Source organism: Pseudoprevotella muciniphila, assembly GCF_003265305.2.
GTDB classification, from domain to species: Bacteria; Bacteroidota; Bacteroidia; order Bacteroidales; family Bacteroidaceae; genus Alloprevotella; species Alloprevotella muciniphila.
The window spans coordinates 1,490,609-1,504,121 of record NZ_CP033459.1 but is presented as its reverse complement, the minus strand read 5'-3'; the positions used below and the strand labels follow the sequence as shown (position 1 = coordinate 1,504,121).

Genomic DNA, 13,513 nt, shown 5'->3' with positions numbered 1-13,513 from the left:
TAGGCTGCGCCTCGGAAATGCTCAGATAAATTTGGCATTTCGCTCGACTTGCTCTAACTTTTCATAAGTTAGGCTGCGCCTCGGAAATGCTCAGATAAATTTGGCATTTCGCTCGACTTGCTCTAACTTTTCATAAGTTAGGCTGCGTCTCGGAAATGCTCAAATAAATTTGGCATTTCGCTCGACTTGCTCTAACTTTGCAGCCGAAAAATAATAAAACAACAAATTCGATGAATTTCGTAGAAGAACTACAATGGCGTGGCATGGTTCACCAGATGATGCCAGGCACAGAAGAACAACTTTCAAAAGAACTTACTACGGCTTATTTGGGCATAGATCCTACAGCCGATTCACTGCATATTGGTCACCTCTGTGGGGTGATGATGCTCCGCCACTTCCAGCGTTGTGGCCACAAGCCCCTTGCGCTCGTGGGTGGTGCCACAGGTATGATAGGCGACCCATCGGGTAAGAGTCAGGAACGTAACCTGCTCACACCAGAGATACTCGAACACAACAAGGCTTGCATTAAGCAGCAGTTGGCAAAGTTTCTTGATTTTGACACCAACCTGCCTAATGGTGCAGAACTCGTGGATAACTACGAGTGGATGAAGGACTATGGTTTCCTCGACTTTGTGCGCGAAATAGGCAAGCATATCACGGTGAACTACATGATGGCGAAGGACTCCGTGAAGCGCCGCCTCAATGGAGAAGCCAGCGATGGCCTGTCGTTCACGGAATTCAGTTACCAACTCTTGCAGGGTTACGACTTCCTTCACCTTTACGAAACGAAGAACTGCAAACTTCAGATGGGCGGTTCGGACCAGTGGGGCAACATCACGACGGGTACAGAACTCATCCGTCGCACCCTCGGCACCGAAGCGCAGGCATTCGCACTGACCTGTCCGCTCATCACGAAGAGCGACGGCAAGAAGTTCGGTAAGACCGAACAAGGCAATGTATGGCTCGACCGCCGCTACACCACACCTTACCGCTTCTACCAGTTCTGGCTCAATGTGGCAGATGACGATGCGGAACGTTACATCAAGATCTTCACATCATTACCACAGGAAGAAATCAACGCCCTCATCGAGGAACATCGTGCCGATCCGGGCCGCCGCACACTGCAAAAGCGACTTGGAGAAGAAGTAACCTGCATGGTGCATAGCCGTGAAGACTATGAAATGGCAATCGAGGCATCGAATATCCTCTTCGGAAAGGCAACGAAAGATAATCTCTTGAAACTGGACGAGGAAACACTATTGCAAGTGTTCGATGGTGTGCCACAATTTGAAGTAAGCAAAGATCAAGCACTCGGTGTGAAGGCAGTAGATCTCTTCGCTGAAACCACAAAGTGCTTCGCTTCAAAAGGCGAGATGCGCAAACTCGTGCAAGGTGGTGGTGTGAGTCTAAACAAAGAAAAACTTGCTGCATTCGACCAAGTCATTGAGCAGAAAGACCTCCTCGATGGCAAATACCTCCTCGTGCAACGTGGCAAGAAGAACTACTTCCTCATCACCGTGAAGTAAAAATAGGAAAAATTTGCAAAAATTTTGTCCTGTCGAAAAAAGGACTTAACTTTGCATCATAATAATAAAAAGTAGATGGATATTGAAAGGATTCCCTTGAACGGGAATTCTTTCGGTTTTTTTTCTGCTGCGAAAATATACTAAAAAAGAACATCATGGCATACATGACAAAAGAGGGCTATGATAAAATGGTAGCCCAACTCCGCCAAATGGAACTGGTGGATCGCCCTGCAGCATCGGCTGCTATAGCAGAAGCCCGCGATAAAGGCGACCTCTCGGAAAATAGTGAATATGAAGCCGCAAAAGAAGCGCAGGCTATGCTCGAAATGAAAATCAACGAGCTCAAGGCTGCCGTTGCATCTGCAAAAATACTCGACACATCGCATCTCAAAGGCGACATCGTGCAGATTCTCTCAACGGTGGAAATCAAGAACGTGAAGAACAACACACTGATGAAGTACACCATCGTCAGTGAAAGCGAAGCCAACCTACGTGAAGGCAAAATCAGTTCTACAACACCTATAGCACAAGGATTGCTGGGGCACAAAGTGGGCGAAGTGGTGGACATAAAAATACCACAGGGCAGCGTTCAACTCGAAATCATGAGCATCAGTATCTAAAAAAAACTCCTAAATCATGACACTTTTCAGTAGAATAGTAAAAGGAGAAATACCCTCCTACAAATGCGCTGAGAACGATAAGTACTACGCATTTCTCGACATCAACCCCATCACACGCGGACATACTCTCGTCATTCCTAAGCGCGAAGTAGATTACTTCTTCGACCTTACCGACGAAGAACTCGCCGAAATCATGCTTTTTGCAAAAGATGTGGCAGCAGCAATCAAAAGTGTTTTCCCATGCAAGAAGGTCGGTATGACAGTGCTCGGACTCGAAGTGAACCACGCACACATCCACCTCGCACCCCTCAAAAGCGAGGATGACCTCGACTTCTGGAAGGAAAAACTAACCCTTCCTGCCGAGGAGATGCAGGAGATAGCAAATAAAATCTTCACTGCATACACAAATATTTAAAAATAAAGCATTATCTTTGCACCGTTTTCGGGAAAATGCCGAAAACGACGGACTTGTAGCTCAGTTGGTTAGAGCAACAGACTCATAATCTGGAGGTCGTAGGTTCAAGCCCTACCTGGTCCACTCTGAAAATCAAGTACTTACAAAGATTTTGTAGGTGCTTTTTCTTTTGCGGGTGACCTTCAGGTGACCTTTTTGAAGCAAAAGTGACCTTTAGTGACTTTCAGAAATATAATGTGATTTTTTGAGCTATAGGTCAATAAAAATATCGGATTGCGCAAAATAATAACACTATACTTTGGCATAATCTAAACAAAATTTGAGATTATGCCACTTTATATTTACGAAAATTCATGGGGCATTACATGGCAATTCATGGAGAACTTTACATAAATAGACATGAAACTATCATAACAGACGGCTCTTCCAGCCCAGGGAACCACTATTTCCTGCACTTTCGCAAGAAAACACCCCGGAGAATGAAAATAATCCAATAATTTTATGCAAATTTGCATAAATTAGGTAGGTTATGGCAAAAACCCGAAGTAGCAAGGCCAAAAATCAACCAGAAAATCAAACAAGTCAAGCATAAGTATCATGAAAAAACTATTAGCGGCGCTGTGCCTGATGGCAGCAACCATGACAGCAGCGGCACAACCGAAAGTATATGTTACCCGCGACATCAGCCCCGAAGCACTCGTGAAGATCTACAAGGCACTGGGCGTAAAAGCCGAAGGTCGCGTGGCAGTGAAAATATCAACGGGCGAAGGCAGCAACCCCAACTACCTCAAGCCTGAACTCATAAAGGAACTCGTGTTTGAAGTGGACGGCACCATCGTCGAGTGCAACACCGCCTACGGCAGCGGAGCAGGTAACGAAAAGGACGAGCGCAACACGTCCGCCAACCACTGGAAAGTGATAGAACGCCACGGCTTCCTCAATTACTTCCCCGTGGACATCATGGACGAATACGACGAAATACGCATACCCGTCAACGACCAGACGAACATCAAGTACGACATCGTGGGCGGCCACATAGCAAACTACGACTTCATGGTGCTCCTGAGCCACTTCAAGGGACACCCCATGGGCGGATACGGAGGTGCACTCAAAAACCTATCCATAGGCTGTGCATCAAAGAACGGAAAGGCATACATCCACTCAGCTGGAAAAATGGAAAAACTCGACATGGGCAAACTCTGGACACCTGAGTACGTCGGCAATCAGGACGGCTTCCTCGAATCCATGGCAGCAGCCGCACAGGCTGTAGTCAACTACTTCGAGCGACAGAAGGGCATCATCTATATCTCCGTGATGAACAACATGTCCATCGACTGCGACTGTGTAGACCACCCCGCACCTGTGAAACTCGAAGACTACGGCATACTCGCATCCACCGACCCCGTAGCACTCGACCAGGCATGCATCGACATTATCAACCGGCAGAAAGTAACAGCAAAAAACGACCCCACCGACCTACTCAACCGTATCGACAAACAACACGGCATACACACCATAGAATGGGCAGAGAAAATAGGACTCGGCAGCCGCGAATACGAACTCGTCAGTATTGATAAATAACGGAACATCCCTAAAAAGATATTCCATGGCGAACAGATGTTTATATATAGCCAGTATTAAGGATTTTCTGGAGCAGGAACGCCTGTCAGTATTGGGATCGCTTCACAACAACTATCATGGTGATGCGCTCACGACAACAGACGAGGCTTGGATGGGCGAAATAGACATCTTACAACAGACACTTATTCCTTGGAAAGAGGAAGATGCTCAAGTTATCTTTGAATATGAGATTCCTCGGTTAGGCAAACGTGTTGATGTGGTTCTATTGCTTCGGGGTATTATTTTCTGTCTTGAATTTAAGGTAGGGCAAAAAGATGCTTTACAGGCTGATGTTGAGCAAGTAATGGACTATGCGCTTGACCTCAAAAACTTCCACCGTTTTAGTCATGATAAAATTATTGTGCCTATCCTGATTCCTACGCGACGTGAGACATCTACTACAGAATTCCAACCGTCTGTTTATGACGACAAGATTTACAACCCTATAATTTCTGGTGCAGAACATCTTCAAGACTTAATCATAAATGTTATAAATAATGAGAATGCCTCAGTCTCTGGAACGATAGATAATTGGATTATCAGTCCTTATACTCCTACTCCTACAATAATTGAGGCTGCTCGCGCTCTTTATGAGAATCATTCAGTAGAGGATATCACGCGTCATGAAGCAGATAAGGTTTCCACTGACCGAACTATCAATTACATCCTTCAGATTATTGAACAAAGTAAAAATCAAAAAAAGAAAAGTATTTGTTTTGTGACAGGTGTACCAGGAGCGGGCAAAACCCTGGTTGGATTGGATGTAGCTATTAAACAAACTTATAAAGATGGCGAGTTGGATAAGGAGAATGGTGCTGTTTATTTGTCTGGCAATGGACCTCTTGTGGCTGTATTGACTGAAGCGCTGGCTCGTGATAATCAGAAGAAATGTGTAGCGAAAGGCGAACGTAAGACTCTTTCTGCTTCAAGGCGAGAAGTGAGTGAATTCATTCAGATTATTCATCGCTATCGTGACAACATGCTGGCTAAGATTAAGAATCCTGTGGAGAATGGCATCGTTGAGATTGATCCAGAGAAAGCTATTCATTTGGAGCATACTGGTTATGGTGAAGTGGAGCATGTGGCTATCTTTGATGAAGCTCAGCGCAGTTGGACGCACAAACGCATAGCTAACTATCTGAAAAGAGGTGGTACATACGGCAACAAACTTAAGGTGCCTAATTTCCCGATGTCGGAAGCAGAGTTCTTGATTTGGTCGCTTGATCAACGTGAAGACTGGGCGGTCATTGTTTGCCTTGTTGGAGGTGGACAGGAAATCAATACAGGTGAGGCAGGTATCACAGAGTGGATTAAGGCCTTGAATTCTATGTTTAAACATTGGTATGTTTATATCTCAAACAAACTGACGGATGTTGAATACGCTGAAGGGCGTGTAAACGAACTGTTGCAGGACAACGATAAAGTAACCTTTGCTGAAGATTTGCATCTTGCTGTTAGTCTTCGTTCTTTTAGAGCGGAAACGCTCTCTGCATTTGTGCAGTCAATGCTTGCTTTCCGCCCAGATGCCGCAGAACTCTACAAAGATGTCGATAGCAGGAAATATCCGATTGTTTTGACCCGTAGTATGGATACCGCAAGAAATTGGCTAAGAAAGCAAGCACGTGGTACTCAGCAGACAGGCATTCTTGTAACCAAGGTGGCTGCGCGTTTCAAGCCGTTGGCCGTTCATATCCTTGCACAAGACGAAGACAATGCTGTGCATTGGTTCCTTGAAGACAAAACAGATATCCGTTCTTCCAACTATTTGGAAGATGCTGCAACTGAGATTCAGGTTCAAGGCCTGGAACTTGACTATGCATGTGTGCTTTGGGATGCTGATATGCGATATGTGGATGGGGAATGGTTTTTTTATAAGTTCAACGGCAAGAATAAGTGGAATCCTGAGAATAACAAAGAGAATCAGAAGTACATGCTCAATGCTTATCGCGTATTGCTAACACGTGCTCGACAGGGAATCATCATCTGTATTCCTAAAGGCAATAGCCGTCTTACACCAGAGGGATTCCCTGAAGACCCAACGCGCTTGCCAGAGTTCTATGATGGAACTTATGAGTATTTGAAATCACTCGGATTGAAAGAGTTATGAAACGCATAGAAGTAGTAGCCGCGATAATCCATAAGGGAGATAAGATTCTTGCCACACAGCGGGGCTATGGCGAGTGGAAGGACTTCTGGGAGTTCCCGGGAGGCAAGATGGAGGCGGGCGAAACGCCCGAGGAGGCGCTCCGCCGCGAGATATGGGAGGAACTGGAAACGCGGATTGTCGTGGAGCGCTTCGTGAAGACAATAGATTGGGATTACCCCGCGTTCCACCTGACCATGCATTGCTACCTGTGCCGCGTGGAGAGTGGGTGCCTAAAACTGAAAGAGCACGAGGCGGCACGATGGCTCACGAAGGACGATCTGGACAGCGTGGAGTGGTTGCCCGCCGACAGGGATGTGGTAAAGGAAATATCTGCGTATCCTTAGGCGACAGAGCGTTTGATATTTTATTTTTAAATTTGGTGTGATTTGCAGGATTTCTGCATGGCAGCGCACTCCAAATCTTGTTGACACCCGCTGCGTCTCAGAAATACTCAAATGAATTTGGCATTTCATTCGACTTTACGTAACTTTGGCTTCACCGAAGTTACTGCGTCTCAGAAATACTCAAATGAATTTGGCATTTCATTCGACTTTACGTAACTTTGGCTTCACCGAAGTTACTGCGTCTCAGAAATACTCAAATGAATTTGGCATTTCATTCGACTTTACGTAACTTTGACCCCAAAATTTTAGAATTATGAAACTTACAGGAAGACGTGAAAGTACAAATGTGGAAGACCGTCGCGGGCGTCGCGCATCGGGTGGCCTTCTTGCCTGTGGTGGCATCGGAGCGGTAATAATTGGTGTTTTGTTTGCTCTGTTTTCGGGTGGTGACCCTACAGCAGCCCTGCAGCAAATAGATCTCAGCCAGTTGGGAAGTCCAACACAGGAAGTCAATCCGCAGCAGTTCACCGAAGAGGAACAGCAACTTGCAAAGTTTTCAAAGCAGGTGCTTGCCAGCACGGAGGACGTATGGGAGAAAGAGTTTAAAAAGAGGGGCTTGACTTATACCCCGCCGAAACTGGTGCTGTTTACGGGTAGTGTGCAATCCGCTTGCGGCGGCGCCACGGCAGCAGTGGGCCCCTTCTATTGCTCCGGCGACGAATGTCTCTACATCGACCTCTCTTTCTTCTCGCAGATGAAACAGCAACTCGGTGCTGACGGCGACTTTGCATACGCCTACGTCATTGCACACGAAGTGGGGCACCATGTGGAGCATCTCCTCGGCACACTCAGTGAAAAGCATGCCGACATGCAGCGCATGAACAAGGTGGACGCGAATAAGGTCAGCGTGCGCATCGAACTCCAGGCAGACTTCTATGCCGGCGTGTGGGGCCATCACGAACAGAGCCTGCACAATTCGCTTGAAGAAGGTGACTTGGAGGAAGCCATCGACTGCGCTCATAAAATCGGCGACAACTATCTGCAGCAGAAAGCGCAGGGCCGTGTACAGCCGGAAAGTTTCACGCACGGCACAAGTGCGCAGCGCATGAAATGGCTGAAACTCGGTTTGCAGACAGGCAACATGGACCTTGGCGACACATACAGCAAGAGCGACGCAGAATTATAGGACACCCCTTAAGCATACGCATACAACGCGGCGGGAAGTACTCACTTGTACCTCCCGCCGTTGTTTAATATGTTCGCCAGTATAGTCTCAGAATTATAGGTGTCCGGTAAAAGTTTTAAGAGAACTGCTTTAAGTCCGTTTACATCGTTCTTTTGAGTTTTTTTTCGTTGATGATGGGCTTACTTTTTATAACACATAGGTTTGTTTTGGAACGCGATGAGCATTGTAGTTTTTATAACGCGAAGGACATGAATTAACACGAACTTTTTTTCGCCCTGTCTTTGACACGAATTCAGCCATTGCTTCGCTCGGCGAAGACGCAAAGACCTTGCGCCGAAAAACTATCAACTGTCCACTGTTCACTTTCAACTATACTGCGCCGTAGGCATACGCGCCGCTCAAGCGAAGCGAAGATATAATTGGCGTCAAAGAGTCAGCGATGATGCCTTCGCGTTAAATTTGCTTTCGCGTTCAGAACGGCTAAAACCTGTATCAACATACTTCTATGAAACTTCATTCTCTGTTCCTGTTTTTTTACCGGACAAAAAATTCTCAGAATACCAGTCGATACGTCTTTCCTGATTTCGTGGGGAAGGATATTCGGTTGCCGTTGCGCGTGAAACTGATGCTCCTGCCGCTGGCATCGGTAATGCTGCTGAGGCGGTCGGCATTGTCGAGGCAGATATCCAATGCTTTCCCACTTCCCGAGAGGATGGTTATGGCAGTGGGCTGTTTCTTGTCCCAACTGAGACTGATCGTGAAATTGCCGGCAGCGCGCAGGCCTTCTGCAGAACCCTTGGGCCAGGCATCGGGCAGAGCGGGAAGGATGTGCAGATAGCCCAGATGGCTCTGAAGCAACATTTCTGCCATGCCTGCCGTGGCGCCGAAGTTGCCGTCAATCTGGAAGGGTGGGTGAGCATCGAACAGGTTCTCGTAAACACCGGCTGCAAAACCGCCCATCTGCACGTTGTTCGCCGTGGCGAGGGCTAATGCCGCCTTGAGGAGTTTGTGAGCATGGTTGCCATCGAGCAGGCGTGCCCAGAGGGATATCTTCCAGGCGCGGCTCCAACCTGTGCCACCGTCGCCCCTCGACAGCATGGAACGCTTGGCAGCATTCGCCGTGTCGGCATTTTGCATAAAACTGATTTGTGTGCCGGGATAGAGCGCTATGAGGTGCGACATGTGGCGATGTTCCTTGTCGCGTTCAGCCAAGTTCTCCTTGTCTGTCTTCCACTCTTTTATCTCGCCTCTTTCGTCGATTTCTATGCCACGGTCCAGGCGGATTAGTTTGTCGCGAAGTTCATTCTCGAAAGCGGGGTCTGACTTCAGTGTCTTGCAGGCTTCGAGCGTACTGGCGAAGAGTTCATAGACGAGTTGTTGTGCGTATGGCACACCGTCCTGCCATGGGCCGTGCTCGGGCGACCATTCGTCAGGGCAGAGCAGTTTGCCGTTCACTTCCTTCAGCCGGTCGAACCAGTATTCGCATGTCACTTTCATGACGGGCCATGCCGTTTTTTTCAGGAAGTGCCTGTCCTGCGAGAAGAGGTAGTGCTGCCAGAGGTGCATGCAGTACCAGGCATTTGCCGGACGGTTGATGTTCCAGTCGGTCTGTCCGAAGATGTTGCTCTGTGTGCAGACAGTCCACCCGCGACAATCCTCCTGTCGGGCTAAATTCTGGAAACTGCCGCTGTCGCGGAGTGCTTCGGTTTTTACGTAATTGATGAACGGCTCATGACATTCTGCCAGATTGGTGGGCTCTGCGGGCCAATAGTTCATCTGTATGTTGATGTTCGTATGGATATCACTTTCCCATGGCGGAGTGTTGGAGTTGCACCAGATGCCCTGCAGATTGTTGGGCAGGTTCATGCCGAGCGACGATGAGATGGCAAGGTATCTGCCATATTGGAAATAAAGTGCATCGAGATAGTTGCTTTCGGTGTGCTTCCGCACGAGTTCTGCCGTTGTCATTTCAGGCTGTTGACAGTGGAGGTCGAGTTTCACACGGTCGTAGAGCGCCTTGTAGTCTGCCACGTGTTCCCGGCGCAACTTGTCATAGCCCTTACGGCTTGCCATGCTGATGCGGCGCGAGATAGTGCTGTGGAGTTGTTCTGCAGTCTGTCCGATGTAGTTTGCCTTGGCAATGTCGTAGTTAGTGCCTGCTGCCAGGATGAGGGTCACGGCATCAGCATTCACTATGCGTATCCTGCCTTGTGAGGCGATGGCAGACCCACCTTCATTGACCACGCGGAGTTGGGCCTCATAATTCAGGTGTGTCAGTTCTCCGCGAAGGGTAAAGGTGGAGTTCTCAAGTGTTCTCTCTGCATGGTGTGCGTCGTTGATATCAACGAAGAAATTCAGCCTGCCGCTGTTGCCGGGCGTGGTAATCCTGACTGCCACCACCTTGTTCCTCCGGCTGGCGATGTATTCGCGGCGGAAATCCAGATCATGCGAAGTGTAACGCACATAACCTATGGCAGAGTCGAGATCAAGACCGCGCTGGTAGTTCAGTTGCTCCTTGTAGCCGGGGAAGTCGAGCGTAATAAGTCCGAAGTCTTGGTACGCCCCGCGCACTGTGGGACTACCCTCCCAAAGTGTCTTTTCATTGAACTGAATGTTCTCCTGCTCCACACCGCCAAAGAACATTGCACCCAATTCGCCGTTACCTACTGGCAAAGCCTGCGTCATCCAGTCTGTGGCAGGCTTATCATACCATAACTCCATCCGCGCCTGCTGCGCAAGGAGTGCGGTGTTGGCAAAAATAGCCATTATGAAAACTAAAAATATTCTCATCGTATCTTGTTTTGCTATAGTCGGGTTAATTACTCTTCAAGACGGAAAGTGATGGGTTGCAGGAAGCGTGTGCGCACTTTCTGGTCGTTGTTATCGACAGCCGGACCCCATTTGCCGAGTTTCACTACACGGACCGCTTCATCATCACACTCCTTTGACACACTGCGTAGCACCTTAACATCAGAAACGGAACCGTCCGTCTCTACGATGAATTCTACCATCACCGTACCCTGCACGTTCTCATTCAAGGCCTTATCAGGATATTTCAAGTGGCTGAGCAGAAACTGACTCCAGTTGCCACTGAAAGATGCCTCGCTCTTCAGATTGAGTGCGTCGCGACGCATTTTAGCCAAGGCATACCACTGCGCCGTGGCGCGGCGATACCACATCTCTGCCTCCGCATAGTTCTGTTCCACTCCATTACCATGGAAATAACAATCGCCAAGAGCGAACTGTGCCTCTGCATTGCCAAGTTCTGCCGAATGTCTCAGTTCTTGCATGGACTGTGCATGCAGCAACTGAGGACAAAGCCCGAAAACAAGCAGAGAGAAAGAAAAAACTTTGAGTATATGCCTTAACCGATACATATCATGATAGATTTGTTTACCGCAAAAATAGAAAAAAAACGGCACCCCTCCTTGTTTATTCTCAAGAAATCTACATCGCAAAGCAAAAGCGGCTGACATCATTCGACATCAACCGCCTTTTCATAACTTTAGGGGTGTCCTATAAATTAGGCTTATTCTCCAAAATAGCGCTTGTAGAGCCCTTGGAAACCTTTGCCGTGGCGTGCTTCGTCGCGAGCCATTTCGTGCACTGTGTCGTGGATGGCATCAAGACCAAGTTCTTTTGCGCGCTTTGCAATGCGAGTCTTGTCTTCGCAGGCACCTGCTTCAGCAATCATGCGCTTGTAGAGGTTCGTCTTGGTGTCCCATACGTTTTCGCCAAGGAGTTCGCAGAAACGGCTGGCATGGTCGGCCTCCTCGTAAGCATACTGGCGGAAAGCAGCAGCAATCTCGGGATAACCCTCGCGGTCAGCCTGACGGGCCATAGCGAGATATTGTCCCGCCTCGGAGCATTCACCCATCCAGTGGGCATTAAGGTCTTTCTTCATCTCTTCATCGCAGTCGGCAGCAACGCCAATGACATGCTCGGAAACAAAGTTCAGTTCGTCTTCCTTAACCTCTTTGAACTTAGAAGCAGGAACATTACATACCGGGCAACGTTCGGGAGCAGCATCCCCTTCATGAACATAACCACATACTGTGCAAACAAATTTCTTCTTCATGTTGTTAGTCTATATGTTTCGTAAAATTAAATAATAATTCAAATGCAAAGATAAAAAAAAGTCCTATAATATATCTCTTCAAACGCCATATTATTTTCAATGGAATTTTTATGCGGAATATAGATCCGTAAAAACATAGTTACAGGTTATATCGCCCTCAATCTCTCTGCATAAAAGTGTAGGGTAGGTGAAACCTGTAAATATGTAACCTCGGCGTGTCTCTCTTGGCGCAAGATAAACCCAAATCGGTCATTAGACCGAAAAATGGGGGTGTCCTCAATCTGAAAAGGCTTTCATCACGCTTTTCATCTTTTCGCGTATCTTGTCGGTACAAAGGTTGCCTATGCTTCCTTCGTGGGTGTGGTGTACTTCCTTTGTGGGCTGATATTCGCCATGCTGCACCTGCATGCCGACTGTGCGATATGCCTCACGGAAGGGCATGCCATCAAGCGTCAGGCGGTTCACGTCTTCCACAGTGAAGAGATAGTCGTACATCGGGTCGGAAAGGATGTCTGTATTCACTTCTATATGCCCAAGCATGAAATGAAGCATTTCGAGGCAATCGTTCATCATCCTGATTGCGGGGAAGGTTACATCCTTCAGCAACTGCAAGTCGCGCTGATAGCCCTGTGGGAGATTAGTGGTCTGCATCGAGACTTCGCCCACTATGCTTTGCAGGCGGTTGCACTTGCCACGCATAATCTCGAACACGTCGGGATTTTTCTTGTGCGGCATAATGCTTGAACCAGTCGTATATTCTTGTGGCAGTGTGATGAATCTGAAATTCTGGCTATTGAAAAGGCACACGTCCATGGCAAATTTTCCTACTGTTGATGCTATGGCATTCAGGGCATAAGACAAGACGCGTTCTGTCTTGCCACGGCTCATTTGTGCGGCACATACGTTGTAGTGCAAATCACGGAAATGCAGCAACTGTGTGGTCATCGTGCGGTTGAGCGGGAAAGAACTTCCATATCCTGCCGCACTGCCGAGCGGATTCTGATTGGCTACGTCGTATGCAGCACGAAGCACCTGCAGGTCGTCCACAAGTGTCTCTGCGTATGCGCCGAACCATAATCCGAAGGACGAAGGCATGGCAATCTGCATGTGGGTATAGCCAGGCATGAGCACGTCCTTGTGGCGTTCGCTGAGTTCCTGCAGACGGTCAAACACATGTTGAACATTCTCTGCCATTTTTCTAATCTCTGCACGATAGAACAGTTTCAGGTCCACAAGGACTTGGTCGTTGCGCGAGCGTCCTGCATGTATTTTCTTACCTATATCGCCCAAGCGCTTTGTCAGCAACAATTCCACTTCGGAGTGAACGTCTTCTATGCCTTCTTCTATGGTAAATTTTCCTTCTTCTATCTCATCGGCTATTTGCTTCAAACCGCCGAGCAGCAAGTCGAGTTCTTCGCTGGTAAGCAATCCTATGGTTTGGAGCATACGGATGTGCGCCATAGAGCCTTCTACGTCGTATCGCGCCAATTCGAGGTCTAATTCGCGGTCCTGTCCAACGGTAAATTCTTCTATCCATTGGTTTGGTTCATAGCCTTTGTCCCAGAGTTTCATATTTGT

11 protein-coding genes and 1 tRNA gene are annotated in these 13,513 nt (G+C 47.9%); 8 read left to right on the top strand and 4 right to left on the bottom strand.

Annotated elements, in window-relative coordinates; translation table 11 throughout:
• The first annotated feature begins 230 nt into the window (after nucleotides 1–230).
• The 8 genes from tyrS (at nucleotide 231) to ypfJ (ending at nucleotide 7,857) form a co-directional block, all read left to right on the top strand.
• On the top strand, nucleotides 231–1,526 hold the full coding sequence (gene tyrS / locus C7Y71_RS06095; protein ID WP_111899160.1) for a tyrosine--tRNA ligase: 1,296 nt from the start codon (nucleotides 231–233) through the stop codon (nucleotides 1,524–1,526).
• Between the two features lie 155 nt (nucleotides 1,527–1,681).
• Nucleotides 1,682–2,146, top strand: coding sequence for a transcription elongation factor GreA (gene greA, locus C7Y71_RS06090; RefSeq protein ID WP_111899161.1), 465 nt, complete (start codon nucleotides 1,682–1,684; stop codon nucleotides 2,144–2,146).
• A gap of 16 nt (nucleotides 2,147–2,162) precedes the next feature.
• Entirely contained in the window at nucleotides 2,163–2,561 is a 399-nt protein-coding gene (locus C7Y71_RS06085; protein WP_111899162.1) for an HIT family protein, read from the top strand.
• A gap of 49 nt (nucleotides 2,562–2,610) precedes the next feature.
• A tRNA-Ile gene (locus C7Y71_RS06080) sits at nucleotides 2,611–2,684 on the top strand.
• Between the two features lie 474 nt (nucleotides 2,685–3,158).
• The gene (locus C7Y71_RS06075) at nucleotides 3,159–4,142 is read left to right on the top strand and encodes a DUF362 domain-containing protein (RefSeq protein WP_111899163.1); all 984 of its coding nucleotides are present in this window, start codon (nucleotides 3,159–3,161) and stop codon (nucleotides 4,140–4,142) included.
• Between the two features lie 25 nt (nucleotides 4,143–4,167).
• Nucleotides 4,168–6,288: a DNA/RNA helicase domain-containing protein gene (locus C7Y71_RS06070; RefSeq protein WP_111899164.1), complete on the top strand. Its 2,121-nt coding sequence runs from the start codon at nucleotides 4,168–4,170 to the stop codon at nucleotides 6,286–6,288.
• A complete protein-coding gene (locus C7Y71_RS06065; RefSeq protein ID WP_111899165.1) occupies nucleotides 6,285–6,671 on the top strand; it encodes a (deoxy)nucleoside triphosphate pyrophosphohydrolase in 387 nt (128 codons plus the stop codon). Before C7Y71_RS06070 ends, C7Y71_RS06065 begins: the two co-directional genes overlap by 4 nt.
• A 313-nt stretch (nucleotides 6,672–6,984) precedes the next feature.
• Nucleotides 6,985–7,857: a KPN_02809 family neutral zinc metallopeptidase gene (gene ypfJ / locus C7Y71_RS06060; protein ID WP_111899166.1), complete on the top strand. Its 873-nt coding sequence runs from the start codon at nucleotides 6,985–6,987 to the stop codon at nucleotides 7,855–7,857.
• A 552-nt stretch (nucleotides 7,858–8,409) separates the two neighbouring features.
• On the opposite strand, the gene C7Y71_RS06055 is transcribed toward ypfJ, so the two are convergent.
• The 4 genes from C7Y71_RS06055 to argH form a co-directional block, all read right to left on the bottom strand.
• Nucleotides 8,410–10,647, bottom strand: coding sequence for a glycoside hydrolase family 95 protein (locus C7Y71_RS06055; protein WP_111899167.1), 2,238 nt, complete (start codon nucleotides 10,645–10,647; stop codon nucleotides 8,410–8,412).
• 29 nt (nucleotides 10,648–10,676) lie between these two features.
• Nucleotides 10,677–11,234: a TonB family protein gene (locus C7Y71_RS06050; protein ID WP_193215855.1), complete on the bottom strand. Its 558-nt coding sequence runs from the start codon at nucleotides 11,232–11,234 to the stop codon at nucleotides 10,677–10,679.
• Between the two features lie 152 nt (nucleotides 11,235–11,386).
• Nucleotides 11,387–11,935: an NADH peroxidase gene (locus tag C7Y71_RS06045; protein WP_111899169.1), complete on the bottom strand. Its 549-nt coding sequence runs from the start codon at nucleotides 11,933–11,935 to the stop codon at nucleotides 11,387–11,389.
• 276 nt (nucleotides 11,936–12,211) lie between these two features.
• Nucleotides 12,212–13,507, bottom strand: a complete 1,296-nt coding sequence (gene argH / locus C7Y71_RS06040; RefSeq protein WP_111899170.1) for an argininosuccinate lyase — start codon at nucleotides 13,505–13,507, stop codon at nucleotides 12,212–12,214.
• Nucleotides 13,508–13,513: the final 6 nt, after the last annotated feature.